The sequence below is a fragment of the Sphingomonas sp. S-NIH.Pt15_0812 genome, assembly GCF_003951315.1.
Lineage (GTDB): Bacteria > Pseudomonadota > Alphaproteobacteria > Sphingomonadales > Sphingomonadaceae > Sphingomonas.
Window position 1 is genome coordinate 90,207 of the sequence record NZ_QLJH01000009.1, and the last position, 25,518, is coordinate 115,724.

The 25,518-nt window shown below is 65.3% G+C and carries 25 protein-coding genes and 2 pseudogenes; 21 read left to right on the forward strand and 6 right to left on the reverse strand.

The features are described from left to right. The 3 genes from BRX43_RS08150 (at position 1) to BRX43_RS08160 (ending at position 4,811) form a co-directional block, all read left to right on the forward strand. A complete protein-coding gene (locus tag BRX43_RS08150) occupies positions 1-3,228 on the forward strand; it encodes a CusA/CzcA family heavy metal efflux RND transporter (RefSeq protein WP_125994355.1) in 3,228 nt (1,075 codons plus the stop codon). A gap of 11 nt (positions 3,229-3,239) precedes the next feature. Beyond that, positions 3,240-4,154, forward strand: coding sequence for a cation diffusion facilitator family transporter (locus BRX43_RS08155; RefSeq protein WP_125994356.1), 915 nt, complete (start codon positions 3,240-3,242; stop codon positions 4,152-4,154). A gap of 321 nt (positions 4,155-4,475) precedes the next feature. Next, a complete protein-coding gene (locus BRX43_RS08160) occupies positions 4,476-4,811 on the forward strand; it encodes a four-helix bundle copper-binding protein (protein ID WP_125994357.1) in 336 nt (111 codons plus the stop codon). A gap of 32 nt (positions 4,812-4,843) precedes the next feature. Here BRX43_RS08160 and copD read toward each other — a convergent pair whose 3' ends face one another. Further along, positions 4,844-5,773, reverse strand: a complete 930-nt coding sequence (gene copD, locus BRX43_RS08165) for a copper homeostasis membrane protein CopD (protein WP_125994358.1) — start codon at positions 5,771-5,773, stop codon at positions 4,844-4,846. Position 5,774: 1 nt separating this feature from the next. Then, the gene (gene copC, locus BRX43_RS08170; RefSeq protein WP_096342188.1) at positions 5,775-6,146 is read right to left on the reverse strand and encodes a copper homeostasis periplasmic binding protein CopC; all 372 of its coding nucleotides are present in this window, start codon (positions 6,144-6,146) and stop codon (positions 5,775-5,777) included. A gap of 122 nt (positions 6,147-6,268) precedes the next feature. Between copC and BRX43_RS08175 the strand changes: the two genes are divergently transcribed. The 13 genes from BRX43_RS08175 to BRX43_RS08235 all read left to right on the forward strand — a co-directional run bounded on the left by BRX43_RS08175 (position 6,269) and on the right by BRX43_RS08235 (position 19,133). Then, the gene (locus tag BRX43_RS08175; RefSeq protein ID WP_125994359.1) at positions 6,269-6,541 is read left to right on the forward strand and encodes a hypothetical protein; all 273 of its coding nucleotides are present in this window, start codon (positions 6,269-6,271) and stop codon (positions 6,539-6,541) included. Continuing rightward, the gene (locus tag BRX43_RS08180) at positions 6,538-6,978 is read left to right on the forward strand and encodes a periplasmic heavy metal sensor (protein WP_125994360.1); all 441 of its coding nucleotides are present in this window, start codon (positions 6,538-6,540) and stop codon (positions 6,976-6,978) included. The genes BRX43_RS08175 and BRX43_RS08180 overlap by 4 nt, the downstream gene beginning before the upstream one ends. Beyond that, the gene (locus tag BRX43_RS08185) at positions 6,975-7,544 is read left to right on the forward strand and encodes an RNA polymerase sigma factor (protein ID WP_125994361.1); all 570 of its coding nucleotides are present in this window, start codon (positions 6,975-6,977) and stop codon (positions 7,542-7,544) included. The genes BRX43_RS08180 and BRX43_RS08185 overlap by 4 nt, the downstream gene beginning before the upstream one ends. Positions 7,545-7,611: 67 nt before the next feature. Beyond that, complete coding sequence (locus BRX43_RS08190; protein ID WP_125994362.1) at positions 7,612-9,570, forward strand: copper resistance system multicopper oxidase; 1,959 nt, start codon at positions 7,612-7,614, stop codon at positions 9,568-9,570. Next, on the forward strand, positions 9,567-10,781 hold the full coding sequence (locus BRX43_RS08195; RefSeq protein ID WP_125994363.1) for a copper resistance protein B: 1,215 nt from the start codon (positions 9,567-9,569) through the stop codon (positions 10,779-10,781). The genes BRX43_RS08190 and BRX43_RS08195 overlap by 4 nt, the downstream gene beginning before the upstream one ends. Positions 10,782-10,804: 23 nt before the next feature. Beyond that, complete coding sequence (locus BRX43_RS08200; RefSeq protein ID WP_277600160.1) at positions 10,805-11,524, forward strand: PepSY domain-containing protein; 720 nt, start codon at positions 10,805-10,807, stop codon at positions 11,522-11,524. 36 nt (positions 11,525-11,560) lie between these two features. Beyond that, complete coding sequence (locus BRX43_RS08205) at positions 11,561-11,956, forward strand: DUF305 domain-containing protein (RefSeq protein ID WP_096342193.1); 396 nt, start codon at positions 11,561-11,563, stop codon at positions 11,954-11,956. A 51-nt stretch (positions 11,957-12,007) separates the two neighbouring features. After that, complete coding sequence (locus BRX43_RS08210) at positions 12,008-12,457, forward strand: DUF411 domain-containing protein (RefSeq protein WP_241214850.1); 450 nt, start codon at positions 12,008-12,010, stop codon at positions 12,455-12,457. Between the two features lie 41 nt (positions 12,458-12,498). Then, positions 12,499-12,858, forward strand: coding sequence for a hypothetical protein (locus tag BRX43_RS08215; RefSeq protein WP_125994364.1), 360 nt, complete (start codon positions 12,499-12,501; stop codon positions 12,856-12,858). Positions 12,859-12,947: 89 nt separating this feature from the next. Continuing rightward, complete coding sequence (locus BRX43_RS08220) at positions 12,948-14,177, forward strand: TolC family protein (protein ID WP_125994365.1); 1,230 nt, start codon at positions 12,948-12,950, stop codon at positions 14,175-14,177. After that, a complete protein-coding gene (locus BRX43_RS08225; RefSeq protein ID WP_125994366.1) occupies positions 14,174-15,673 on the forward strand; it encodes an efflux RND transporter periplasmic adaptor subunit in 1,500 nt (499 codons plus the stop codon). Before BRX43_RS08220 ends, BRX43_RS08225 begins: the two co-directional genes overlap by 4 nt. Continuing rightward, positions 15,670-18,810, forward strand: coding sequence for an efflux RND transporter permease subunit (locus BRX43_RS08230; RefSeq protein ID WP_125994367.1), 3,141 nt, complete (start codon positions 15,670-15,672; stop codon positions 18,808-18,810). Before BRX43_RS08225 ends, BRX43_RS08230 begins: the two co-directional genes overlap by 4 nt. A 14-nt stretch (positions 18,811-18,824) precedes the next feature. Beyond that, entirely contained in the window at positions 18,825-19,133 is a 309-nt protein-coding gene (locus BRX43_RS08235) for a copper-binding protein (protein ID WP_241214851.1), read from the forward strand. Positions 19,134-19,154: 21 nt separating this feature from the next. Here BRX43_RS08235 and BRX43_RS08240 read toward each other — a convergent pair whose 3' ends face one another. Then, complete coding sequence (locus tag BRX43_RS08240; RefSeq protein ID WP_125994369.1) at positions 19,155-19,922, reverse strand: glutaredoxin family protein; 768 nt, start codon at positions 19,920-19,922, stop codon at positions 19,155-19,157. 63 nt (positions 19,923-19,985) lie between these two features. Between BRX43_RS08240 and BRX43_RS08245 the strand changes: the two genes are divergently transcribed. Further along, positions 19,986-20,393: a MerR family transcriptional regulator gene (locus tag BRX43_RS08245; RefSeq protein WP_125994370.1), complete on the forward strand. Its 408-nt coding sequence runs from the start codon at positions 19,986-19,988 to the stop codon at positions 20,391-20,393. Between the two features lie 19 nt (positions 20,394-20,412). Here the strand turns inward: BRX43_RS08245 and BRX43_RS20820 are convergent, their stop codons facing one another. After that, entirely contained in the window at positions 20,413-20,955 is a 543-nt protein-coding gene (locus BRX43_RS20820) for an HD domain-containing protein (protein WP_241214854.1), read from the reverse strand. 9 nt (positions 20,956-20,964) lie between these two features. Continuing rightward, positions 20,965-21,501: pseudogene (locus tag BRX43_RS20825) on the reverse strand (recombinase family protein); the annotation flags it as partial. A gap of 232 nt (positions 21,502-21,733) precedes the next feature. Here BRX43_RS20825 and BRX43_RS08255 point away from each other — a divergent pair. The 3 genes from BRX43_RS08255 (at position 21,734) to BRX43_RS08265 (ending at position 22,950) form a co-directional block, all read left to right on the forward strand. Continuing rightward, positions 21,734-22,027 carry an AbrB/MazE/SpoVT family DNA-binding domain-containing protein gene (locus BRX43_RS08255; RefSeq protein WP_125994372.1) on the forward strand — a complete coding sequence of 98 codons (294 nt, stop codon included), beginning with the start codon at positions 21,734-21,736 and terminating at the stop codon, positions 22,025-22,027. After that, complete coding sequence (locus tag BRX43_RS08260) at positions 22,024-22,410, forward strand: type II toxin-antitoxin system VapC family toxin (protein ID WP_125994373.1); 387 nt, start codon at positions 22,024-22,026, stop codon at positions 22,408-22,410. Before BRX43_RS08255 ends, BRX43_RS08260 begins: the two co-directional genes overlap by 4 nt. 258 nt (positions 22,411-22,668) lie before the next feature. Continuing rightward, positions 22,669-22,950, forward strand: coding sequence for a recombinase family protein (locus tag BRX43_RS08265; RefSeq protein ID WP_125994407.1), 282 nt, complete (start codon positions 22,669-22,671; stop codon positions 22,948-22,950). Here the strand turns inward: BRX43_RS08265 and BRX43_RS08270 are convergent. Then, positions 22,921-23,406, reverse strand: a pseudogene (locus BRX43_RS08270) (IS481 family transposase); the annotation flags it as partial. The gene BRX43_RS08265 and the pseudogene BRX43_RS08270 overlap by 30 nt on opposite strands. Positions 23,407-24,120: 714 nt before the next feature. Here BRX43_RS08270 and repC point away from each other — a divergent pair. After that, entirely contained in the window at positions 24,121-25,464 is a 1,344-nt protein-coding gene (repC, locus tag BRX43_RS08275; protein WP_125994374.1) for a plasmid replication protein RepC, read from the forward strand. The last annotated feature ends 54 nt before the right edge of the window (positions 25,465-25,518 follow it).

Here is a 25,518-nt window from a genome sequence, read left to right on the forward strand (position 1 = left end):
ATGATCGGTCGCATCGTCACCCTGTCCGTCGAGAAGCGCTGGCTTGTCCTGCTTCTCACGATCGCCGCGGCGTTGCTCGGGATCGGCGCGCTGCGCCAGCTCCCGATCGACGCCGTTCCCGACATCACCAACAACCAGGTGCAGATCAACGTCGTCGCCCCTGCCCTCTCGCCCGATCAGATCGAGAAGCAGGTCGCCTTCACCGTCGAGACGGCGCTCGCCGGCATCCCGGGCCTAGAATATACCCGTTCGCTCAGTCGGAACGGCTTCGCGCAGATCACCGCCGTCTTCACCGAGAAGACCGACATCTACTTTGCGCGGGCGCAGGTGGCGGAGCGGCTGCGCACTGCCGAGGAAGACCTGCCGCAAGGCGTGAACCCGGAGATGGGACCGATCGCGACCGGGCTCGGCGATATCTTCATGTGGACGGTCGAATATCGTGAACTCGATCAGGTCCATCATCGCAACGGCGAACCCGGGCTGCAACGCGACGGCAGCTACATCACGCCCGAAGGCGATCACCTCGTCAGCGCGGCGGACAAGGCGACCTACCTGCGCACCGTGCAGGACTGGATCGTCACGCCACAGCTCAAGAGCGCGGCGGGGCTTGCCGGCGTCGACTCCCTCGGCGGCTACACCAAGGAATATCTCGTCGTTCCCGACGTGCAGCGGATGGCCGCGATGCGCCTCACGCTGCAGGATTTGACGACGGCACTCGACCGCAACAACACCAGTGCCGGCGCTGGCGTCGTCAACCGCAACGGCGAAGGGCTTGCCGTCCGCTCGGACGGCCGCGTGCGCAATGCCGACGAGCTGGCCCGAACCGTCGTCGCCACCCGCGAGGGCGTGCCGATCCTGCTCAACCAGATCGCGACCGTTCGCACTGGCCAGGCGCTTCGCATGGGTTCGGCATCCGAGAACGGCCATGAGGTCGTGGTCGGGACCGCGGTCATGCGGATCGGCGAGAACAGCCGCACCGTATCAACGGGCGTGGCCGAGCGGCTGACGCAGATCGGCCGTTCGCTGCCGGTCGACGTGGTGGTGAAGCCGGTTATGAACCGGACCGAGCTGGTGAACTCCACCATTTCCACGGTTGCCCGCAACCTCGCCGAAGGCGCGGTGCTGGTCATCGTCGTCCTGTTCGCGCTGCTCGGCAATTTCCGGGCGGCGCTGATCGCCGCGTTCGTCATCCCCATCACGATGCTGCTCACCAGCATCGGCATGCTGGAAGCCGGCGTGTCCGCCAATCTGATGAGCCTCGGTGCGCTCGATTTCGGCCTGATCGTCGACGGTGCCGTCATCATCGTCGAGAACGCGCTGCGCCGTCTTGCCGAGGCGCAGCATGACCGTGAGGGCGAGCTGACGATGCAACAGCGGCTCGGCCTGGTCGCTGCGTCCGCGCGAGAGATGATCCGCCCGTCCGTTTACGGGCAGGCGATCATCATCCTCGTCTATGCCCCGCTCCTCACCTTCACCGGTGTCGAGGGCAAGATGTTCGAGCCGATGGCACTCACCGTCATCATCGCGCTCGTCTTTGCTTTCATCCTGTCGCTGACCTTCGTGCCCGCGGCCATTGCCATCTGGCTCAGCAAGCGGGTGGAAGAGAAGGAAAGTCGGGTCGTAGCGTTCCTGCGGCAGCGCTACGAACCGGGGCTCGACGCGGCGATGCGGCGGCCGAGCTTGACGGTCGGCGTCGCGGTCGGCGCGCTGGCGCTCGCCGGCGTCGCCTTCACCACCCTGGGCCAGGAGTTCCTGCCCCAGCTCGATGAGGGCAATGTCCTCGTGCAGGCGGTCCGCATCCCCGGCACATCGGTCGACCAGAGCCAAGCGATGCAGTTCCAGGTCGAAAAGGCGCTCGCCAAGGCGCCGGAGGTTCGGTTCGCTTTCTCGCGCACCGGCACGTCCGAGATCGCGTCCGACCCGATGCCGGCGAATGCGACCGACACGTTCGTCATCCTCAAGCCCAAGGGGGAATGGCCGGACCCCGGCCTGTCCAAGGAGGCACTGGTCGAGCGGCTGGAAAAGCGGCTCTCCGCGCTGCCGGGCAATGCCTATGAGATCACCCAGCCCATCCAGATGCGCTTCAACGAGCTGATCGCGGGCGTGCGCGGTGACATCGCGATCAAGGTGTTCGGCGACGACTTCGGCGAGATGAACGCGACCGCCAATCGCATCGCCGGCATCCTGCGCCGGACACAAGGCGCGGCAGACGTGCGTGTCGAGCAGACCGAGGGGCTGCCAATGCTCGATATCCGCCCCAACCGCACCGCCATGTCGCGGGTCGGGGTGACGGCGGGCGACGTACAGGACACCGTCGCCGCAGCGATCGGGGGCAGGCAGGCGGGCGTCATCTTCGAAGGCGATCGACGCTTCCCGGTCGTGATCCGGATGGCGGAAAGCTCACGGTCCGACCTGACCGCGGTCGCCCAAGTGCCCGTGCCTACCGCCAGCGGCGGTTTCGTGCCGCTGTCGACGGTCGCGGATATCGCCGTGGTCGACGGCCCCAACCAGATCAGCCGCGAGAATGGGAAGCGGCGTGTCGTGGTGCAGGCGAATGTCCGCGACCGCGACGTGGCAGGCGTCGTCGCCGACACGCGCGCTGCGATCGACGCCCAGGTGAAACTGCCTGCCGGCACCTATCTCGAATGGGGCGGACAGTTCGAGAATCTGGCATCCGCGCGGGACCGGCTCGCCATCGTCGTTCCGATCTGCTTCGCCGTCATCATGCTGTTGCTCTACGGAGCGCTCGGTTCGGTGCGCGATGCACTGATCGTGTTCACCGGGGTGCCGCTGGCGCTGGTGGGCGGCGTGCTGGCGCTGGTGTTGCGGGGAATGCCCTTCTCCATTTCCGCGGCCGTCGGCTTCATCGCGCTTTCGGGTATCGCCGTCCTTAACGGGCTGGTCATGGTGTCCTCCATCCACGACCTGATGCGCGCCGGCGTGGATCGGGCTGTAGCGGCCCACCAAGGGGCACTTGCCAGGCTCAGGCCGGTGGCGATGACCGCGCTCGTCGCATCGCTCGGTTTCGTGCCGATGGCGTTGGGCCACGGTGCCGGCGCCGAGGTGCAGAAACCCCTCGCCACCGTCGTCATTGGTGGCCTGATTTCGGCGACGCTGCTGACCTTGTTCGTGCTGCCGACGCTCTACGCGCGCTTCGGCACGCGCACGCTGTCGGCACCGTCGAGTGACCATCTCGAACTGCCCCCCCTCCCCGCTCCGGCACATTGAAAGACCAGACGATGCACGACCATGCAGCGGGCGGACACGCCCACGATCACACTGCCGGGGCCAACGCCAAGATGCTGGGGTGGGCGCTGGCCCTGACCACCGTCTATCTCGTCGCCGAAGTCGTCGGCGCGTTCGTCTTCAACAGCCTCGCCCTGCTGTCCGACGCGGCGCACATGCTGACCGATGTTGCCGCGCTGGTGATCGCGCTGCTGGCGATCCGGTTCGGCCAGAAGCCGGCCGACGACAAGCGGACGTTCGGTTACAAGAGATTCGAGATCCTCGCCGCGGCCTTCAACGCGCTGCTGCTGTTCGCGGTTGCGATCTACGTGTTAGTGGAGGCCGTCCAGCGCTTCCGTCAGCCCGAAGCCGTCCAGTCTACCGGCATGATGATCGTCGCCGCGATCGGGCTCGTGGTGAACCTCGTATCCATGAAGCTTCTGACGTCGGGCAAGGACGCCAGCATGAACGTCAAGGGCGCCTACCTCGAGGTATGGGCGGACATGATCGGCTCGATCGGCGTGATCGCGGGCGCGCTTGCAATCCGCTTTACGGGATGGACATGGGTCGATCCGATCGTCGCGGTGGGCATCGGTTTATGGGTGTTGCCACGGACCTGGGTGTTGCTCCGCGATACCACCAACGTGCTGCTCGAAGGCGTCCCCGGTGGGATCAAACTGCCTGAGCTGCGCGCCGGGATCGCCGGGCTTCCCGGCGTGGCCGGAGTTCACGACCTCCACGTCTGGTCGATGTCGTCGGACGACATTACCTGCACCGCCCACGTCACCCTCGGCGAGGGCGCAGATGCCGATGCTGTCCGCAAAGCGGTTGCGGATACGCTCAATCGTCGGTTCGGCATCGAGCATTGCACGATCCAGACCGAGGCGCCGGCCGAAGCGTGCGAAGATGCCGGGCACCTGCACCCGTGAACGCGCGATGACGATAAGAGGAAGGCGGCTGCGTTGGACGAACGAGACCGATGCAGAGCTTCGTCAGCGGATTGCCGCGAGACAGCCTTTGGCGAAGATCGCGAGGGAAATGGGTAGGACGATGGATGGTGTTCGAGGAAGGGCGGCTGCGCTGCGAATCACGCTTCCTTCACCGACGCGCCCTTGGCGCGAGACGGTGAAGCGGAGCCCCATGCCGAAGGTAGTGGAGGATCAGATAACCGGGGACGAGTAAAGACCCGTGAGGGCGGACCGCGCGCCACACGTATCTATTCTGGCGGGGGCCAAAATGGAGAACTAACGATGCATCACCAAATGTCCGCCGAAATGCAGGCGTGCATGGACGCCTGCCACCGCTGCCATGTCACCTGCCTGTCGATGACCACCCAGCATTGCCTTGATGTGGGCGGCGCGCACGCGGCGCCCGAGCATATCAAGATCATGCTGGACTGCGCGCAGATGTGCGCCACCTCGCTCGACTTCATGGCACGGGGGTCCGACCAGCATAAGCTCGTGTGCGGCATCTGTGCCCAGATTTGCCGGGCTTGCGCCGCGAGCTGCAAGGGGCTCGATGGCATGGAGGAGTGCGTCGCCGCGTGCGAGCGCTGCGCGGAGGAATGCGAGAAGATGGCCGCCTGAGCGGCGGGCGGGCGACTTTCGCCCGCCCACCCTCACATCGCCGAAGCAGGTGGCTCGAGCGTGCCGAGCCAGGCGACCAGCGCCAGGACCGTGACGGCGCAGGTCGTCTCGATGGCGAGGCTGCGCCGCAGCGCACCGAGTGCTCCGCGATGATCGCCTGTGGCGATCGACCGCTCGATCGCAGGCGTCAGCCGGAAGCGGTTGAGGGAGGCCAGCCCCAGCATCACGCCGAAGAGTGCGAGCTTGGCAAGGAGAAGCTGGCCATAGAGTGTGAAGGGAAGGTTCGGCAGATTGCCCATGCCGATCAGCAACCAGCTATTGAGCAGTCCCGTGACGACGATCGCGCCGACCACGATCGTGCCGACCAGCCCGAAGCCGTGCAGCGCGCGATGGGTGAGTCTGAGATGGGCGATGTCGATGCGATCGGCAGGGCGCGTGACGAGGAGCGTCAGCCCGAGCAGCGCACCGACCCAGGCTCCGGCCGCCAGCAGATGCAGGATGTCGGCCAGCAGGTGGACCCAGCCCCTCACCCCCTCATCCATCGCGCCGTGACCCGTCCAGGCAAGTGTTGCGAGCGCGATTCCTCCTGCGATGGCGATCAGACCGAGCGGAACCGCCCGTCCTGCCGCGATCAGCGCGACGACGGACGCGAGCCCCAGCGCGCCCATCCGCGCCTCCCACGCCGTACCCGTCGCCGTCCCGGTGAGCAGCACGCCGATCGCCTCGCGATCGATCGGCCAGGCCGGGGCACCGGCCATCGCCGCGGCGAGCAGCGCAAGCGCGATCCCGGACAACAGGAGCGCGGCAAGACCACTGCCGACAAGCCAGGGGCGCAAGGGAAGCGCATTGGAGCGCTCACCCGCATGAAGCCCGTAGAGGCTGAACGCCGACAGGCCGAACAGTCCGCTCAACGCGAGATACAGCGCGAGGCGGACCGCGATCAGCGGCCAGTCGGTTTCCACCTTACTTCACCGCAAAGGCGAAGTTGCCGGCTACCCGGTGCGTGTCGGTCGAGACGACGTGCCACGCGACGCTGTAGCGGCCCGCGCCGAGCGGCGACTTGGGCGTCAGGACGAGCGTGCGGCCGTCCGCCCCGACGGCGGTCGCGACTGCGACCTTCATCGGCGGGTGCGTGGTCCCGGCGTGTCCCGTCATCATCAGGTCCGCGCCCGAGAATTTCGGCATCAGCTTTTCGCTGAATTGCAGAGCGACGCTTGCGGGCTTGGCGACGGTCGCGTTGGGCGCAGGCGATGCCGACAGGAGCTTGGGATGCGCCTGTGCGGTACCGGCGAGGCCGAGAAGAGCGATGGCGGCAGGAACGACAAGGCGACGCATGGGCTACTCCGATCAGGTTCGTGTCCCCTCTTACGCGGCCCATGCCTGCACCCCTCACCGATCCGCATGAGGGACGATGGGCAGCCGTGCGTAACCGATGATAGAGGGGCGGAGTGGAAAGCATGGACGAACTGGACAGAGCATTGGCGCGACTGGCGGGGGCACCCGTTCCGGACACGCTGGACGGGATCGAGAACCAGGTGCTCGCGCGCATCGGCAGCCGCCCCGCGGTCCGCGGCGCAGGCATCGGTATCGGGGCCGTGACGATCGCGGCACTGGCGATCGGGATGATCGGCGCCGAGTTGCCGGCGTCCGCCAGCCCTGCGGTTTCGCTTGCACCGCTTGGCGGCGCCTCGCCGCTTGCCCCTTCGGCACTGCTGGTCGGCGAGCCATGACCTCTACCAGGCGCATCGTCCTGTGTGTCGTGCTCGCCTTTCTGGCGGCGATCGGAGGGGTGTTCATCGGCCGGACGCTGTTGCCGCAGCCCAAGCAGCCCGGCGCCGCCCTGCACGAGGTTCTGCATCACAAGCTCGCGCTCGATGCCGATCAGCAAGCACGCTTGAAGGTGCTGGAGGACCGGTTCGCGGTGCAGCGCCGCGCACTCGAGCTGGAGATGCGTGCCGCCAATGCCCGCCTTGCCGAGGCGATCGAGGCCGAACACGGCAACGGTCCTCGGGTCGCGGCCGCGGTCGACCAGAGCCACGCCGCGATGGGCGAGCTGCAGAAGGCGACGCTCGCCCACATCTTCGCCATGCGTCAGCTTCTGCGGGCCGACCAGACCTCCCAATTCGATTCTGCGGTGGTGAAGGCGCTCACCGACGGCCAGGGGTGAGCCTCGACTGGACCACGCTGTCGGATGGCGAGCTGGCGACGCTTAGCATCGCGGGCCGGCAGGCCGCCTTTGCCGAGATCGTGCGGCGCTATCGGCAGCCTATCTTTCGGCTGACGCGGGCTTTCATCGGCGATGCAGACGAAGCGCTCGACCTGACGCAGGAAGCCTTCGTGGCCGCGCATCAGGCGCTGGCGCGCTATGATCCCAACCGGTCGATGCAGGCGTGGCTTACGACGATCGCCGTCAACAAATGCCGGGATTGGGCGAGGAAGCGGGCCGTCCGTCGTTTTCTGTCCTTCGCCCTACCGAACGACGACCAGGTGGAAGCGATCGCCGACGATGGCGCTGCCGTCGATGTCGCCGCGGCCGACCGGCAGGAGTTAGGCCGCGTGTCGCGCGCGATCGCCTCGCTTCCTGCGAATCTGAAGGAGCCGCTGGTTTTGCGGACGATCGAGGGCCTGAGCCAGGCCGAGACCGCCGAGGTGCTGGGCATCAGCCAGAAGGCGGTCGAAACCCGGCTCTACCGGGCGCGAGCGCGGTTGCTCGAAAAACTCGGGCCTCGGTAAGGGATGCGCGGACGGGCCGCGTAGAACAGGCGAAGAGCCGTTCGCGGCCACGTTCCGAGGAGCTTGAATGTCGTGCGTTGTTGACCGCCGCCAATTGCTGCGCGGTGCCAGTCTGGCCGGGGGCGGGCTTGCCTTGTCGGCCTATATGCCGGCGTGGGCGCAGCCCGTATCCGCCGGCATCGCCAAGCCGCTGCCGACTGTTTCGGGCGAGGACATCACGCTCAAGGTCGCGCATCAGATGATGACGATTGACGGGCGGCAAAGCCACGCCATCGGCATCAACGGCACTGTCCCTGCCCCGCTCATCCGGTTGCGCGAAGGGCAGAACGTGCGCCTCCATGTCGTTAACGAGCTGGACGAGGAGACGTCGATCCATTGGCACGGGCTGTTGCTGCCTTTCCAGATGGATGGCGTACCCGGCATCGCCTTCCCGGGCATTCCCTCGCGCTCGACCTTCACCTACGAGTTCCCGATCATCCAGAGCGGCACCTACTGGTATCACAGCCATTCTGGGTTGCAGGAACAGGAAGGACATTACGGTCCGATCCTGATCGATCCCAAGACCCCGGACCCGGTGCAGTTCGACCGGGAGCATGTAATCGTGCTGTCCGACCACAGCTTCCAGCATCCGCACTATCTCTTCGACCGGCTGAAAAAGGAGTCGGGGTACTTCAACCGCCAGCGTCAGACCCTTTCCGGCCTCCTCGCGGGCAAGGATCAGCCGCTCAAGGAGCGGTTGATGTGGGGCAAGATGCGGATGGACCCCGCCGACGTCGCCGATGTCACCGCCTCGACCTATACCTATCTCGTCAACGGCTACGGTCCGCGGGACAACTGGACGGCGCTGTTCCGTCCCGGCGAGCGGGTGCGGCTACGCTTCATCAACGCGTCGTCGATGACCACTTTCAACGTCCGCATCCCTGGCCTGCCGATGACCATCGTCGCCGCCGATGGATTGAACGTGCGTCCAGTCGAGATCGACGAGTTCCAGTTCGGCCCGGCCGAAACTTATGACGCGATCGTCACGCCCCCCGACATGCGCGCCTACACGCTCGTCGGCGAGAGCGTCGATCGCTCGGGCCAGGCGCGCGCCACGCTAGCGCCGCGCGAAGGCATGGCTGCCGAAGTGCCGCCACTGCGCAAGCGTCCGCTCGCCACCATGAAGGACATGGGCATGGGCGGCATGGATCACGGTTCGATGGACCACGGTGCCATGGGCGCCGGTGCCGGCGCTTCCATGGCGGGCATGGACCATAGCGCGATGGGGCCTGGCACGGATGCCGGCGCCATGCCCGGCATGGACCATTCGCAGATGAGCCACGGCACGACCGCGGCTGCTGCCGGCAGCATGGTCGGAATGAACCACGGGTCAGCTCCGCAAGCCGGCGCCATGCCCGGTATGGGTCAGGCGAACGGCGCGATGGCAGGGATGAGCGGCGATCAGGCGATGCCCGGCATGGATATGGGCGCCATGAACATGCGCGACTTCTCCAAAGCACCCGAGGTCAAGAAGGGGCCGGGGGTGCAGACGATCTCGTCGATGCCGGTCGACCGTACCGGCGACCCCGGGCAGGGGCTCGAGAATGTCGGACACCGCGTCCTCACCTATCGCGATCTGGTGGCGCTCGAGCGCAACCCCGACACGCGGGCCCCGGAACGGGAGATCAAGCTTCATCTCACCGGCAACATGGAGCGCTATATGTGGGGCTTCGATGGCGAGAAGCTGTCGGAGAACCCCGATCCGATCACGCTGCTTCACGGCGAGCGGGTGCGCGTCACCCTCATCAACGACACGATGATGGGCCATCCCATCCATATCCACGGCCACTTCTTCGACCTGGTAACGGGAAAAGGTGCCTATGCGCCGCGGAAGCATACCGTGCTCGTCCAGCCGGGCGGCACCGTGAGCTGGGACGTGACAGGTGAGGAAGGCGATTGGGCGTTCCACTGCCACATGCTCTATCACATGCACGCGGGCATGATGCGCGTCGTCCAGGTCCGCAAGGCCGGGGAGGCTGCAGCATGAACCGGTCGCTTCTTCTCGTCGGCCTCGCTTCGGCAGCGCTCGCCAGCCCTATGTTCGGGCAGAGCATGGACCATTCCATGCACAACATGCCGGGTATGACCATGCCGGCGAAGCCGGCCGCTAAGGCAACTCCCAAGCCTGCGAAGAAAGCCGCGGCGAAGCCCGCGCCCAAGCGGAAGGCGCCTGTGAGGCGTGCGGCTCCGGCTCGTGCGCAGGCCGCACCCGCTCCAGCGGCCGATCCCCACGCCGGCCACGATATGAGTGGCATGCAGGGGATGGATATGAGCGGTCAGCAGCAGCCCGCGCCCGCCCAAGACCCGCACGCCGGCCACGATATGTCGGCGATGCCTGGCATGAGTTCATCGCCAAGCGCCGGGCAGGACCCGCACGCGGGGCATGACATGACTGCCATGCCCGGGATGGCAAAGGACGGTAATCAGGCTGCCAAGGTCGGGACCGACCTTCCTCCCGGCAACAAGCCAGCGCCCGCGCCGTCCGGAGACCATCTCGCCGATCGTTTCTGGGGGGCTGGCGCCATGGCCAACTCCCGCGAAGATGATCTGCGCCGCGAGCATGGTGGGATGACCTACTACCAAGTGCTCTTCAATCTCGCGGAGTACCAAGCTCGCAAGGGCGGCGATGGCTATCGCTGGGACGGCGAAGCGTGGATCGGCGGAGACATCAACCGCCTCACGCTCAAGAGCGAAGGCGAAGGCACGTTCGGCAAACCGCTCGAAGCTGCCGAGGTGCAGGCGCTCTACAGCCGTGCTCTCGATCCCTATTGGAACCTCCAGGCCGGCGTCCGCTACGATTTCAAACCCAATCCCTCGCGCACCTATGCGACGATCGGGGTCGAAGGGCTGGCCCCCTACTGGTTCGATGTCGAGGGCGCCCTGTTCCTCTCCGACAAGGGCGACGTCTTGGGCCGTGCCGAAGCGTGGTACGACCAGCGCATCACCAACTATTTCGTGCTCCAGCCCAGAGTGGAGGCCAACTTCGCAGCGCAGGACGTGCGGCGCGACGGAATCGGCTCGGGACTAACGGATCTCGAGGCCGGGCTGCGGCTTCGTTACGAGGGCCGGCGCGAACTCGCGCCTTACATCGGCATATCGTGGGAGCGGCAGTTCGGCGACACCGCGCGCTTCACGCGAGCGCGGGGAGACGACACGGGCGGCTTCAGCTTCGTCGCCGGCGTGAGGACCTGGTTCTGAGGAGCCGTAAGCTCCGCCTCCATATCGGCGCCAGCAAGCTTCACCGCTGGCTGTCGCTGATTATCGGCGTGCAGCTCCTGCTCTGGTTCTCCAGCGGCTTGCTGATGAGTGTCTTGCCGATCGAGCGGGTACGCGGCGAGCATCTTGTCACCCGCGATAGCGCGGCGCCGTTGGCGCCGACGCTGCAACTCGCGTCTCCGGCAACCGTGCTGCGCAGGGCGTCTGCGCCGGTGCGCGAGCTGCGCTATGCGAGCCTCCTCGGACAGCCGATCGCCGAGCTGACGATGACCGACGGCACTGTTCGACTGCACGATGCACGGACCGGGCGCCCCCTTCCGCGTCTCGACGCTCCTGCCGCGATCCGGGTTGCGCGTGCCGCCTACCGTGGCCCGGGCGCGCCTGCCGTGACAGGCGTTCTGATCGGGACGGCGAGCACCGAGTATCGCGGCAAGCTGCCGGTGTGGCGCGTCGAGTTTGACGACGAGGAGACGACCCGCGTGTTCGTCTCGCCCGACAGCGGCAGGATCGTCGCTGTCCGGACAGGCACGTGGCGGCTCTACGACTTCTTCTGGGGCCTCCACATCATGGACTGGAAGAACCATGAGGACTTCAACACGCCCTGGATGATGGCCTTCGCGGCCGGAGGGCTGTTGCTCGCCGTTGCGGGCGTCGTGCTTCTCTACATGCGCTGGCCCCGTCGCCGGCGCAGAAAAGCTCAAGGGGTAAGCGAGGTCGCCGCGTAGCTCCTTCTAGGTGGGGGATTCCTAGGGAGCACGACCATGAAGACCATTACGACGATTGGCATCCTTGCCGCGGCGCTCGCCGCCACCCCGCTCGCCGCGCAGCAGAGCGGCATGGCTGGCATGGATCACAGCCAGATGCAGGGCATGGATCATTCCAGGATGATGCAGCCGACCGCGGCTAACCCCTACGGCCCGGCCGAGATGAAGATGCACGAGAAGATGATGGCAGCAAAAGGCGCCGATGCCGGCGAAACTTGGTTGCGCAAAATGATCGAGCATCACCGTGGCGCGGTAGAAATGTCGCAGGCGGCATTGCGCAGCACCCAGAATGCGGATGTTCGTCGCGAAGCGCAGAAGGCGATCGCGAGCCAGACCCGCGAGATCGCGACCCTCAACGCGGTCCTTCGTAAAATGGGCAAGAGCCCGCAGTAACGGGTATGACCCCGCCCTGTTAGGGCGGGGCACCAGCACAGGAGTTCAGCGATGAAGGGTCCGATCCGTAGCGCGCTCATCGCCGTTGCGATGATGCTGCCGGCAACCGCCATGGCGGCGAACGGCATCGCCATGCACCGCGATCCGGGATGCGGGTGTTGCGAGAAATGGGCGGCGCAGGTGCGCCGGCAATTCGGCCACAGCGTCCAAATCATCGATGATGCGCGTCGTAACGTGCTTCAGCGCAAGTTGGGCGTGCCCGCCGACCTCGCTTCCTGCCATACCGCCATCATCGACGGTATGGCCTTCGAGGGCCATGTCCCGATCGCCGATATGAAGCGGGCGCTTGCCCAGCATCCCAAAGGGGTGCGGGGTCTGGCCGTGGCTGGAATGCCGATGGGATCACCCGGCATGGAGATGCCGGGCATGAAGGCCCAGCCCTATGACGTGATCGCGTTCGGTGCTGCCGGTCGGCGTGTCTTTGCGCATCACGGCGGATAGTCGTTGACACCTACACGCCCACGCCCGACCATATTCGCCTCGTGAAAGGTCGGCTTTCCTTCTTTCTCCTCTTGGGAGCGCTGCTCGGCTTTCTCGGCCAGCAGGCCGCCTATGCTGGCGGTCCTGCGCTCGTTCCCGTGATGGAAGCGAGCCACGCCATGCCGTCGGGTATGGACTGCCCCGACATGAGGGACATGCCGAAAGCGACTCACGATGCGCCCTGCAAAGGGCTTACGCTCGCGTGCATCGCTCAGATGGGGTGCGTCATTCCGGTAACGATTGAGGACCGGCTTGCGCTGACTACCCCACAAGTCGCGGTTCCGCTTGCAGCCTATCAGGCCGGCGCCCGGCCCTTGTCAGGGCGGGATGTAGCGCCGGAGCCCGAACCCCCTACCGTCTGAGCTGAATCGATACCGGTCGCGCCTGCCCTCCTCGCTCTGCGAGGTCGCGGGCACTTCGCCGTGACATCCCATTCAGAACGGACTTTGCCATGCGCGCATCCATGATGCTCGCGGTCGCCGCGCTTATGACAAGCGCTGCGCACGCGCAGACACTAACCTATGACCAGGCGCTGCGCGATGCGGTCGCCAATGCCCCGGGGGCGGCTGCCGGACGTGCGGGTGTGACCGCCGCCCAGGCCGACGCCCGCGCGGCGGGGAGCCTGCCGGACCCACGCGTGGCGGTAGGCATCGACAATTATCCCGTCTCGGGGCCCCCCGCCTTCTCGCTTTCAAGGGACGACATGACGATGGGGCGGGTCGGCTTCCAGCAGGACGTCCCCAACCTTGCAAAACGCCATGCCGCGCAGGCCCAGGCGCGCGCGGTGATCGCGACGGCGGAGGCCGCGCAGGCGACCAAACTTCGGGAAGTGCGGTTGGGAGCGGGGCAAGCCTGGATCGATCTTGCCTATGCCGAACGTCGGCTTACCGCACTCGACACCGTCCTGCACGCCCTCCGCGCGCTGCCTTCGGCTGCGCGCGCTGCCGTAACCGCCGGTACGGTGCGGCCCGGTCAGACAGTTACGACCGATCAGGGCATCGCGGGATTGGAAGACCGCCGTGACGAGCTGGTGGCGGCGGTTGCGCGTGCTCGCGCGATGCTGGCCCGCTGGACCGGTGTGTCGGCGCCGGGGACCGCCGGCGTTATGCCCGCGATCGACCTTTCTCCGGCCCGGCTGCGCGACGCGCTCAGCCAGCATTCCGATATGATCTCTGCGGACGCCGGCATTCGGCGTGCAGAGGCGGACGTGGACGCCGCGCGCGCGGAGAAGCGACCGGATTGGGGTGTTGAAGTGGCGTATCAGCGCCGCGATCCCCGGTACGGCGACATGGTGTCGGCGGGAGTATCGATGACTCTACCCCTGTTCGCACGATCGCGTCAGGACCCACGCATCGCGGCGCGGCAATCGGCTCGAGTGCAAGCAGAAGCCCAGCGCGAGGAAACCCGGCGCGCCTTGGCGGCCGACTTGGAGGCGGCGCTGGCGGATCATCAGATGCACCATAATCAATGGGAACGCGCCCGGGACGTGCTGCTCCCGCTCGCAAGGAAACGCGCCGAGCTGGAGACGGCCAGCTATTCCGCCGGCCGGGCGAGCCTCACGGACGCGATAGAGGCCAAGACCGCGCTCGCCGATGCCGAGCTGGCGGTGCTCGAGCGGGAAGCGCTGGTCGCTGCGGACGGGGTCCGCCTCACCATCACCTTCGGGAGCGTCGATCGATGAGCGGCACCACTATCGCCCGCACCCGCCTTGTCACCGCAGCGGCTGCGCTGGCGCTGGTCGCGGGCAGCGTGGGCTTCGGCATCGCCAAGTTCGGCACGTCGCCCGCGGCCGACCCGGCAGCATCGCCGATCCCGCAGAAGAAGATCCTCTATTGGTATGATCCGATGATCCCCGCGGAACGCCACGACGGCCCAGGGCTGTCGTCGATGGGGATGAAGCTGATCCCGCGCTATGCCGACGAGGGTGGCGGCGGCAGCGCCGAACCGGGGGTGGCGATCGATCCGGCCAGCATACAGCGGCTCGGAGCGCGGATCGTGGCCGCTCAGCGCGGATCGTTGTCCAATGCGGCGTCCGCTACCGGCAGCATCGACTTTAACGAGCGTAACATCGCGATCGTGCAGGCGCGCAGCGGCGGTTTCGTCCAGCGCGTCTATGCGCGCGCGCCAGGTGACGTCGTGTCGGCAGGCGCGCCCCTCGCCGACATCCTCGTGCCCGAATGGGCGGGCGCGCAGGAGGAATATCTCGCCGTGCGCCGGACCGGGGATGCCGCGCTTGCACGAGCAGCACGGCAACGCCTGTCGCTTCTGGGAATGCCGGCCGGGTCGATCGCGTCGGCCGAGCGAAGCGGCCGACCGCAGGGCGTGACGACGATCCGGACGCCTGTGGGGGGCGTCATCAAGACGCTCGGCGTCCGGCAGGGCATGACAGTCGCGCAAGGGCAGACACTGGCGGAGGTGAACGGGCTCGGCACCGTCTGGTTGAATGCGGCCGTCCCCGAGGCCATCGCCGGCAAGCTCCGTATCGGCACGTTCGTCACCGCCACGCTGGCGGCTTTTCCGGGCGAGAGTTTCCGGGGCCGGATCGCCGCGATTCTGCCGCAGGCCGACGCCGCGAGCCGCACGCTGACGATCCGCGTCGAGCTGCCCAACAGGGGCGGCCGGTTGCGCCCCGGCATGTTTGCCAGCGTGGCGCTCGATCAGGGGAGCCGCGACGCGCTGCTCGTTCCCAGCGAGGCCGTCATCAGAACCGGCCGGCGCACGCTCGTCATGCTGGCAGGGCCAGGCGGGCGGTTCAGACCGGCCGAGGTCCGCATCGGTGCGGAAGGCGGCGGCAAGACCGAGGTCGTGGCCGGACTGTCCGAAGGCGAAAAGGTCGTCGCGTCGGGCCAGTTCCTGATCGACTCCGAAGCCAGCCTTGCCGGCCTCGACGCGCGGCCGATTGGGGGCGCAGCGCCGCCCACGGCAAAGCCGGCGCCGAAACCGGCCGCGCCGATCTACGAGACGGTCGGCAGCATCGAGGCGATCGACCGCAGCGGCGTCACCCTGTCCCACCAGCCCGTTCCGGCGATCGGTTGGCCTGCGATGACGATGACCTTCCGCGTCGCAGAACCCGCGCTGGTGCGCGGCTATCGCAAGGGCGACCGGGTCCGCTTCGGCTTCGACCAACCCGCGGACGGGCCGACGCTGCGCCGCATGACGCGCGAGGCCGGTCGATGATCGCAACCATCATCCGCTGGTCGGTCGCGAACCGCTTCCTCGTCGTGCTGGCGGCCGTCGCGCTCGCCATCGCCGGGGTGTTCGCAATGCGCGCGACCCCCGTCGATGCGCTCCCCGACCTGTCCGACACACAGGTTATCATCCGCACAAGCTGGCCGGGCCAGGCCCCTCAGATCGTCGAGAACCAGGTGACGTATCCGCTCACCACGACGATGCTGTCCGTGCCCGGCGCGAAGACCGTGCGCGGCTATTCGTTCTTCGGCGACAGCTATGTCTACGTCCTTTTCGAGGATGGGACCGACCTCTATTGGGCGCGCTCGCGCGTGCTCGAATATTTGAGCCAGGTGCAGGGACGTCTCCCCCAGGGCGCGCAGGCCGCGCTCGGTCCCGATGCGACGGGGGTCGGCTGGGTCTATGAATATGCGCTGGTCGATCGCACCGGACGCCACGACCTGTCGCAGCTCCGATCCTTGCAGGACTGGTTCCTGCGCTACGAGCTGAAGACACTGCCCGGCGTCGCCGAGGTGGCGAGCATCGGCGGCATGGTGAAGGAGTATCAGGTGCTGCTCGACCCGACGCGCCTCGCAGCGTTCGGCGTCACGCACGCTCAGGCCGTCGATGCGATTCGTCGCGCCAATCAGGAGGCCGGCGGCTCCGTTCTCGAATTGGGTGGAGCCGAATATATGGTCCGCGCGTCGGGCTATCTGCGCACCGTCGATGACTTCCGCGCGATCCCGCTCAAAGTCGCCGGTGCCGGCGTACCCGTCACCTTGGGCGACGTCGCCTCGATCCAGATCGGCCCCGAAATGCGGCGCGGCATCGCCGAGTTGAACGGCGAGGGCGAGGTCGCGGGCGGCGTCGTCATCCTGCGCCAGGGCAAGAACGCGCGCCAGACGATCGAGGCGGTCAAGGCCAAGCTAGCGGAATTGAAGGGGAGCCTTCCCCCCGGCGTCGAGATCGTCACCACTTATGACCGCTCGCAGTTGATCGATCGCGCGGTCGAGAATCTGTCTGGCAAGCTGATCGAGGAGTTCGTCGTCGTCGCGATCATCTGCGGGCTGTTCCTGTGGCACGTCCGATCGGCGCTGGTCGCGATCATCACCCTGCCCTTGGGCGTACTGGCGGCCCTGCTCGTCATGCGCGTGCAGGGGGTGAATGCCAACATCATGTCTCTAGGCGGCATCGCCATCGCGATCGGCGCGATGGTCGATGCCGCGATCGTGATGATCGAGAACGCGCACAAGCGGATCGAGCGATGGGAACACGATCATCCGGGCGCGGCCTTGGCGGGCGAGGATCGCTGGCGCGTCATCACCGAGGCCGCGGCCGAGGTCGGACCGGCGCTGTTCTTCAGCCTCGTCATCATCACCCTGTCGTTCGTGCCGGTCTTCACGCTCGAAGCGCAGGAGGGACGGTTGTTCGCCCCGCTCGCCTTCACCAAGAGCTATGCGATGGCGGCAGCGGCGATCCTGTCGGTGACGCTCGTGCCGGTCCTGATGGGATGGCTGATCCGGGGACGCATACCGGCCGAGAACGACAATCTCCTCAACCGCGCGCTCACCCGCGCTTACCGTCCCGCGCTCGACCGCGTGCTGGCGCGACCGTGGGCGGCGATCGGCATCGCCGCCCTGGTACTGGCGACGACGGCATGGCCGCTGACGCGGCTTGGCGGCGAGTTCATCCCGACGATGGACGAGGGCGACCTGCTCTACATGCCGTCCGCGCTGCCCGGGCTTTCGGCCGCGAGCGCATCGGCGCTGCTCCAGCGTACCGATCGGCTGATTAAGACCGTGCCCGAGGTCGCGACCGTGTTCGGCAAGGCCGGGCGCGCGGAGACCGCGACCGACCCCGCCCCGCTCGAGATGTTCGAGACCACCATCCAGTTCAAACCGCGCGACCAGTGGCGCGTCCGAATGACGCCGGCGAAGCTGGTGGAGGAGCTGGATCGCACGGTGCGCGTGCCGGGCCTCACCAACGTCTGGGTTCCCCCGATCCGCAACCGCATCGACATGCTCGCGACCGGCATCAAGAGCCCGATCGGGGTGAAGGTGGCGGGGTCCAATCTCGCCGAGATGGACCGGATCGCCGCCAGCATCGAGCGCGTCGCCCGAACCGTGCCGGGTGTCAGTTCGGCATTGGCCGAGCGGCTGACGGGGGGCCGCTATGTCGATGTCGACATCGATCGGGCGACCGCAGGGCGCTACGGCCTCAACATCGCCGATGTGCAGGAGATCGTGTCGGGCGCGATCGGGGGCGAGACGATCGGCCAGACGGTCGAGGGCCTCGCCCGCTACCCGATCAGCGTACGCTACCCGCGCGAGCTGCGCGACAGCCTGGAGGGATTGCGGACCCTCCCGATCGTGACCGCATCGGGCCAGCAGATCACGCTCGGCACCGTCGCATCGGTGTCGATCGCGGAAGGCCCGCCGATGCTCAAGACCGAGAACGGGCGGCCCTCGACCTGGGTCTATGTCGATGTACGTGGGCGCGATCTGGCCTCCACGGTCGCGGACCTGCGCCGTGCCGTCGCCAAGGATGTTCGGCTCAGCCCCGGCGTGTCGATCGCCTATTCCGGGCAGTTCGAGTATCTGCAACGCGCCGAGGCGCGGCTGATGCTCGTCGTGCCGGCGACGCTCGCCATCATCTTCCTCCTGCTCTACCTCACCTTCGGACGGCTCGACGAGGCGGCGCTTATCATGGGCACGCTGCCCTTCGCGCTGACCGGCGGGATCTGGACACTTTGGCTGCTCGGTTATGCGCAGTCGGTCGCGACCGGCGTCGGATTCATCGCGCTCGCCGGTGTATCGGCGGAGTTCGGCGTCGTTATGCTGATCTACCTCAAATACGCGCTGGCCGACCGAGGGCCATTGCCGTCGGCGGATGAGGTGTCGGAGGCGATCCGGGAAGGCGCGCTGTTGCGGGTGCGGCCCAAGGCGATGACCGTCGCGGTGATCGTCGCCGGGCTGTTCCCCGTGCTGATCGGGCATGGTGCGGGGTCGGAGGTGATGAGCCGCATCGCCGCGCCGATGATCGGCGGAATGCTGACCGCACCACTCCTGTCCATGTTCATCCTGCCCGCCGCCTACATGCTCTTGCGACGGCGAACCCTCACCCACCCCGAAAGGAAAACATCATGAAGCTCACACACTCCATGGGCGCCGCGTCGATCCTGCTGCTCGTGCCGATCGCGACGGGTGCCTTCGCGCAAGCCGGCAAGCCGTCCGCGGCTGCGGTGAAGACCGGAAACGGCATGGGCGCGATCACCGCCATCGATGCGAAAGGTGGAACCGTGACCATCAAGCATGGCCCCATCCCAAGCATCGGCTGGCCCGCCATGACCATGACCTTCAAGGCCGCTCCCCCGGCCCTGCTCAAGGGATTACGGTCGGGACAGCGGGTCGCGTTCACCGCCAGGGCGAAGGGCATGGCGGCCGAGGTCACGGCGATCAGCCCGCATTGACGGTGCGGGCGGCTCCTCGCGTCAGTGCGCCATCGACAGCGCGGATGGGGCGGCGATCATCCATAGCGCCATCGCGACCATCATCAGGTTCTCGGTGAGCGAGATGAAGCCGAGCGGCACGTTGCTGTCTCCGCCGACGCAAGCGCATTTCAGTTCGCGCTTGTCGATATAGACGGCCTTGAACACCGACACCGCGCCGATCGTGCCGATGACGAGCGCGACGGGCACCGAGAGCCAGGTGAGCGCGCCAGCGGCCATCAGCACGCCCGCCCCGCCTTCCGCGAACGGGTAGATGTAGGAATAGGGCACCCAGCGCTTGGCGAGCAGATCATAGTTCAGAAACATGCTCGAAAAACTCTCCACGTTCTGGAGCTTGAGCATGGCGAGCACGCACATCGAAAAGGCGATGAACCATTCGCCGGCGCGAACCGTGAAGGGCGTGCCGAGCACCGCATAGCTGGCGGCAAGCGCCATCAAGGCCGTCATCGCAAACACGGCGATCACCGGCCGATAGGTAACGGCCTTGGGATCGCGCACGGTCTTGCCGAAGAAGCGACGCAGATCGTCATAGCCGCCCACCCGCTCGCCGGCGATGAAGGTCTGCGGGGTCGTCTTGACCCCGTGCTTCGCTTTGAAGGCGTCGGTCTCCTCCCGCGTGCGGAGCCAATGGTCGTCGACCTCGTAGCCCTCTCGGCGCAACAGGTCCTTCGCCTTCAGCCCGAAGGGACAGGTGTGTTCGGGCATCACCATCCGGTAGATCGTCGCCTGTTTGGCGGGGGCGCTCGCCATGTCGCTTCTCCAGTTCGTCTGCCCCACCTATATGGAGTCCGTACCATAGTCCGGAGTCAAGGCATGGCGGGCATGACGATCGCAGGGCTCGCGCGCGAAGGTGGCGTGGGTGTCGAAACCGTGCGCTATTACCAGCGGCGCGGGCTTCTCGACGAGCCCGATCGGCCGAGCGGGTCCGGCACCGGTGGCGGTATCCGACGCTATGGTGCCGATGATGTGCGGCGGCTCCGCTTTATCCGTTCGGCACAGGCAGCCGGATTCACGCTCGAGCAGATCGGCGAGCTGCTGGCATTGGATGCGACCGATGATCGCGCGCGTGCGCGCCAGCTCGCCCATGAGCAGATTGCAGCGCTGGATGCGAAGATCGTCGAGCTTGAAAAGGCGCGTGCTTCGCTGCGACGGCTTGCGAGCGAGTGCGGCTCGCGATCGGCAGGCCCCTGCCCGATCCTGACGGCGTTTCAACTTGAGTAAAGCAACGTGTCGATGCCATCTATCCGGCTGCAGCCTCATGTCGTGCCAATGCCTTGGTGAGGCGTGACCACATACCGTCCGGGACATGTGGCGTTACAACGGCAGCGAACGCTGCCGCTTCGCGAACGTATCGATCGGCATGACCGCTTCCTACTCGCGCTGCCTCCACGTTTGCGATCCGATCCGCGAGTTTGACGATTGCGGCGCGAGGTTCACGCCTGATACCGGCATAGATACGTTCGTTGCGATCGGCTCGTGTTGCGCCCAGACCAGTGACGGCATCGACCATGCCAGCGATTTCGGGACCGAAGTGATCGGCAATTGTCTCGAGATCGATTGCTGTGTCTTCCACCACGTCGTGCAGCCACCCTACCGCCTGATAAGAACCGGTGTAGCCGAAGTCCCGCAGGATTTGGACAACTGCTGCAAGATGGGTGCGATAGGGTTCGTTGCCGTATAGCTGGTCGCCATGAGCGGCGACGGCGAATGCTTCTGCGCGTTCTGCGACATCGACGGATCCAAACGGGGTTTCTCCCGCATCTGTCGCGCCCCCGGTCGTCACGATAGAGTCTGGAAGGAAGCGATAGACGGTTCCCCGTGAGATGCCGAGCTGCCGCGCGATATGAGATGGCCTCATACCGTTCGCCGCCAGTGCCCGCACGGCTTCTGGGTCGATCCGCGCCTTGCCGCCCTTGTAAACGCCGCGTACTTTAGCTGCGGCAATACCCTCCATCTGGCGCTCGCGACGCAGGTTCGTCTCGAACTCGGCGAATACGCCCAGCATATCGAGGAAAGCCTTGCCCGCGGCGGTGCCGGTATCGATCGGCTGCTCGGTGGCCTTCAGCGCCACCCCCCTACCCTTCAATTCATGGACGATGTCCTGCAGATCCTTCATCGAACGGGCAAGCCGGTCGATCCGCGTTACAACCAGCGTGTCGCCCTTACGCAGAAACTCGAGCAAAATTTGCAGCTCGGTTCGCGCACCGCGCTCGGTGCCCGACTTCTTCTCTGACCGGATCGTCTGGCAGCCCGCAGCCTTCAACGTAGCGATTTGGATGTCGAGATCCTGTTCCGAGGTCGATACCCGGGCGTAGCCAAAAAGCGTCATCAACCCCCCTCTTGTTCAATCAGCTTCTAGACCACAACAACCAACTGTTCAATATGCCTGCAACTGACCCTGGTCGAACACCGAAACTGTCTCAACGCCTTTGTACAATTACGGTATACCCACATTGACGGCAATGTCTTGGCATTCCAATCAAGGCTGCCCCTCGCATTGTTGTGTCATCCCGTCCGATGTGGCATGATGAGGCTTAACATTTAAAACGGAGGATTCCACGGTGGCTACGCAGACCATAGATATCCGGGTCGCTAGCAATGGCCGCATGGTCCTTCCCGCATCGGTGCGCAAGGCTATGGGCCTGCACGGTGACGCGAAGGTCATTTTGACGATTGAGGACGATCAAGTGCGCCTGTCTCCGATCGGGCATGGTGTATCGCGTGCGCAGGCGCTCTATCGAGAACACGCCAAGCACGCGCGCACGACAGACGACTTTCTGGATGACCGGAAGGCGGAAACGGCAGCTGATCTCGGTGAGGCAGCTTCAGGCGACGAGGATCAAGACGTACAATGACATCGGCCGTCCTCGACGCATCCGCGGTTCTGGCGCTGGTTCGAGATGAACCCGGCGCCGACAAGGTCGCTCCCCATATCGGGCGCGCTGCAATTTCGGCCGTCAACCTCCAGGAGGTCATCAAGGAACTCCTGCTCAGTGGCCTTGACGAGGCGACCACCCGTGAACTGCTTGACGAGCTTCGTCTCGACGTTCGTGCCCACGATGGCGACGCAGCCTATGCCGCCGCTGCCTTGCATGCACAGACGCGGCAATATGGCCGCGGCTTAGGCGACCGGTCCTGTCTCGCGCTCGCTGTGCAGCTTGGCGTCCCTGCTCTCACTGCCGATCGTGAGTGGAAGAAGGTGAAGGTCAAGAACTTGAAGCTCGAGCACATCCGATAGCCACAGCCATGGTGCGCCTGAATCTTCAGCGCCGACTTCGTGCTTTCGACGACACTGAGTTCGGTGGGCCATGCGAACGGGCGGAAACGGGCGGTTTATACCTTTGCCCCCCCCGCCCAGTACATTCCGCAGTCCAACGGACCGCTAGTCGTTTTCGGGCATACCCTTAGAGAACTTTTAGTCAGCCAGTCCTTTTTCCGTCGGATTAGATTTCAAAAGAGACTGAACATAAGCAGACCGTTCATAAAAGACTGAAGCATATTCGTTCGAACCTATTTACGCGCGTCGACCGCGGAACAGGACGCAACCCGCGCCCGCGCGGCGCTGGATGCCTTGGCCGTTGCACATGGTTTTAGGATTGCGGCGCGATATGTCGAAAATGAGATTGGGACCCGCCTTGCTCGGCCGAAATTGTTCCGGCTGCTGGATGACTGTAGCCATGCTTCAGGGTTGAGTGGATGGCAACGTGGTCCACGGCATGCCCCCGGACAACGTTGGCCAACGATCTGGTCGGGGGGAGCGGTCTATGGCGACGAGTAGGTAGAGCTTGCCTTCGGCAGTCTGCATTTCGGCAATATAGATGTGGAAGAAGCCGATCGGGTAGCAGTTGAAGCGTTGCCGGGTCGGTTTATCGCCTTCGATGTCCGGCAGGCGGGAGATGCCGTGCCGCTGCAGGCAACGATGCACGCTGATTGGGTCAGGTGCAGTATCGACGATCGCAGGACGTAGAGGCACTCATCCAGCCGCAGCATTGTGAGCCATCCTAATGTCCACAACGACTGCCTCCTCGGCCTCGGCCTCGGACAAGGTCGTTGAATGAGGGGCCTTTGGCCCGGTCTTCAGATTGTCGACCGTCGCTCTCTTACGCCACTTCGCGACCTTTTTTGGGTTGATCCCCGGCTCCCGGCCCAGCGTCGCGAGCGAAGCTTGCGATCGCTGTATTGCTGCTCGGACGGCGTGCGTGGTCGTGGCGAGTGATCGCATGCGATCACTCATGACGTACCGGTCCCAGACGGCATCCTTACATTCCAGCGAAAGGACCGCACCATCGAACCGTGGGATCAAACATCTAAGCAAGCCCTCCGTAGCCGGCCATGATCGTATCAGCGACTGGAACAGGATCCGGCTCTTCGTTGAGACTGAGCGCGGCCCTGCTTTCCTTCATGCAGAGCCAATCAACGATATCGCCGCGACCAGAGGTGACCTACACACGGCCGCCCGTCGGCCGGTTGAAGGGTATCCCGCTGCCCAAAGCGTACCTGAAAGCACGATAATGGCATCCATCTCGGACACTTCAGCTTTAAGCTACACGTGCTTTCAGGTACGCTATGGCTCTCCCATGTCAGCGTACCCGAAAGCACGAGTCTCCTGATACAGCGTACCTGAAAGCACGAAGATTCGAGGGTGAGCGTACCCAAAAGCACGAACCTTCGACCGCGACTCAAACCTTAAAGCCCGGTTACGCTTCCTTGTTGCTGGTCCGCGAGTTGCGGGCGGGGCCTCGCTATCATCCGATAGCGGGACACCATTAAGGGGATGCCGTGCAGAATAGAAAAACCCGGCACTAGGCCGGGCTTTTCGGACCTTCGGAAAGGCCGCCTGACAGCGCTCACCTAACCGAGCTCCGAGATCGCAGCAAGCTGAATTGCGTCGAACGACGCCACGCACTTCTGCGTCCGCACGGGATCCCCAGGGGGGATTTTCCGAACGATGTCGTACACCTATGCTCCAGGCGCCGGCCACCGACGGATCGACGATCGCACCGCAGCCACAGAGGAGATCGCCTCAAGCTTCCGGGGACTTCCGGAAGACGTCTCTCACCGTCAGGTCCTGACGATGTTCAAACGCGCGGCGCCCTACCTCGGCATACCTTCTCGCCTTGTACATGTCGTCGACACGCTCATGAGCTGGTCTCGCCCGGTGGACTGGACGACCGGCGAGCGGCCAATCGTATTTCCATCAAACGAGAAGCTGAGCGGAAAGCTTGGGATTGGGATACGGCAGCTGCAAAAGACGCTCACCAGTGCGGCACGGCGCGGCTTGATCGCGCACCGTGACAGCCCGAACGGCAATCGCATTGGGTCCCGCGGGAAGGACGGGCGGCTGATCTACGCGTACGGGATCGACCTGAGTCCTCTAGGTGTCCGGTACCAAGAGTTTGTGGACGCAGCCGAGCAGGGCCGCGCCGCTGACGTGCGCGTCAACGTCCTGCGCAAGCGCCTTTCCGCTGCTAGGCGGCGGATCCGGAGCTTTGCGCAGTTAGTGGAAGATGAAGCGATCACGGGCATCGATGCACGTTTGGTCGTGGAACTATCAGAAATGGCCACGCGGCAAATGCGGGAAGTCAGGGACGAGAGTCGTCTCATGGCATGCGTTGAGCAGATCGAGAGTCGCTCGGCTGAGCTCGCGAAAGCCGTAACCAAGGCTCTCGCGAGCTCGGGCGGTCCCTCGACAGACAGTCATAGTTCACCCTCGGGCGAACCTAACGACGCCCCTATTACAACTACAATCCAACCTGAAAATGCTAAAGCAAATTACAGTAGCGGCCTTTCGGAAAAAAGTGGGAGGGCAGAGTATGACGTTCGAAACGAGCGACCTCAAACGGAGGTCGAAAAAGATCTCAAAAAGCACGGTATCGACCCGGAGTTCATCGCCGCGGTGGTGCCGGAATTGATTTTTTTTGGCGGGACGTCGCCAACTTGGGGCGAGCTGATCGGCACGGCCGAACGTCTCGTCAACCAGACTGCGATCCACAAGAGCGTCTGGGACGAGGCCTGTCGCCTGATGGGGCAAAAAGGTGCTGCAGCTTCCGTCATCGCGACAGCGCATAAGCACTCGCGCGGCGACGTCGACCGGCCGGGAGCGTATCTCCGGGGTATGAACAAGAATGCTGCTTCCGGGAACCTCAACCTCGGCCGAACTTTCCACGGACTGAAGGACAGTGTGCGTACCGAAGGCATGCGGGCACTCGGAACCGGCGGTCCGTGCTCGATCGGGCAACTCGCCTTGGCGGCTCTGGGTCGAACGGGATCAATCGGGCGCCGGCTCCTATAACGCCGATAGCGTACCTAAAAGCACGTGCGGTGTCCCCTCGTTTTCCCCGTCTGA

What these genes read in the sequence shown, in the direction of transcription:
- BRX43_RS08150 (WP_125994355.1), top strand. Translation starts at nt 1, where the DNA reads ATGATCGGTCGCATCGTCACCCTGTCCGTCGAGAAGCGCTGGCTTGTC.
- BRX43_RS08155 (WP_125994356.1), top strand. Translation starts at nt 3,240, where the DNA reads ATGCACGACCATGCAGCGGGCGGACACGCCCACGATCACACTGCCGGG.
- BRX43_RS08160 (WP_125994357.1), top strand. Translation starts at nt 4,476, where the DNA reads ATGCATCACCAAATGTCCGCCGAAATGCAGGCGTGCATGGACGCCTGC.
- copC (WP_096342188.1), bottom strand. Translation starts at nt 6,146, where the DNA reads ATGCGTCGCCTTGTCGTTCCTGCCGCCATCGCTCTTCTCGGCCTCGCC.
- BRX43_RS08175 (WP_125994359.1), top strand. Translation starts at nt 6,269, where the DNA reads ATGGACGAACTGGACAGAGCATTGGCGCGACTGGCGGGGGCACCCGTT.
- BRX43_RS08180 (WP_125994360.1), top strand. Translation starts at nt 6,538, where the DNA reads ATGACCTCTACCAGGCGCATCGTCCTGTGTGTCGTGCTCGCCTTTCTG.
- BRX43_RS08190 (WP_125994362.1), top strand. Translation starts at nt 7,612, where the DNA reads ATGTCGTGCGTTGTTGACCGCCGCCAATTGCTGCGCGGTGCCAGTCTG.
- BRX43_RS08195 (WP_125994363.1), top strand. Translation starts at nt 9,567, where the DNA reads ATGAACCGGTCGCTTCTTCTCGTCGGCCTCGCTTCGGCAGCGCTCGCC.
- BRX43_RS08205 (WP_096342193.1), top strand. Translation starts at nt 11,561, where the DNA reads ATGAAGACCATTACGACGATTGGCATCCTTGCCGCGGCGCTCGCCGCC.
- BRX43_RS08210 (WP_241214850.1), top strand. Translation starts at nt 12,008, where the DNA reads ATGAAGGGTCCGATCCGTAGCGCGCTCATCGCCGTTGCGATGATGCTG.
- BRX43_RS08220 (WP_125994365.1), top strand. Translation starts at nt 12,948, where the DNA reads ATGCGCGCATCCATGATGCTCGCGGTCGCCGCGCTTATGACAAGCGCT.
- BRX43_RS08225 (WP_125994366.1), top strand. Translation starts at nt 14,174, where the DNA reads ATGAGCGGCACCACTATCGCCCGCACCCGCCTTGTCACCGCAGCGGCT.
- BRX43_RS08230 (WP_125994367.1), top strand. Translation starts at nt 15,670, where the DNA reads ATGATCGCAACCATCATCCGCTGGTCGGTCGCGAACCGCTTCCTCGTC.
- BRX43_RS08235 (WP_241214851.1), top strand. Translation starts at nt 18,825, where the DNA reads ATGGGCGCCGCGTCGATCCTGCTGCTCGTGCCGATCGCGACGGGTGCC.
- BRX43_RS08240 (WP_125994369.1), bottom strand. Translation starts at nt 19,922, where the DNA reads ATGGCGAGCGCCCCCGCCAAACAGGCGACGATCTACCGGATGGTGATG.
- BRX43_RS08245 (WP_125994370.1), top strand. Translation starts at nt 19,986, where the DNA reads ATGGCGGGCATGACGATCGCAGGGCTCGCGCGCGAAGGTGGCGTGGGT.
- BRX43_RS08260 (WP_125994373.1), top strand. Translation starts at nt 22,024, where the DNA reads ATGACATCGGCCGTCCTCGACGCATCCGCGGTTCTGGCGCTGGTTCGA.
- repC (WP_125994374.1), top strand. Translation starts at nt 24,121, where the DNA reads ATGTCGTACACCTATGCTCCAGGCGCCGGCCACCGACGGATCGACGAT.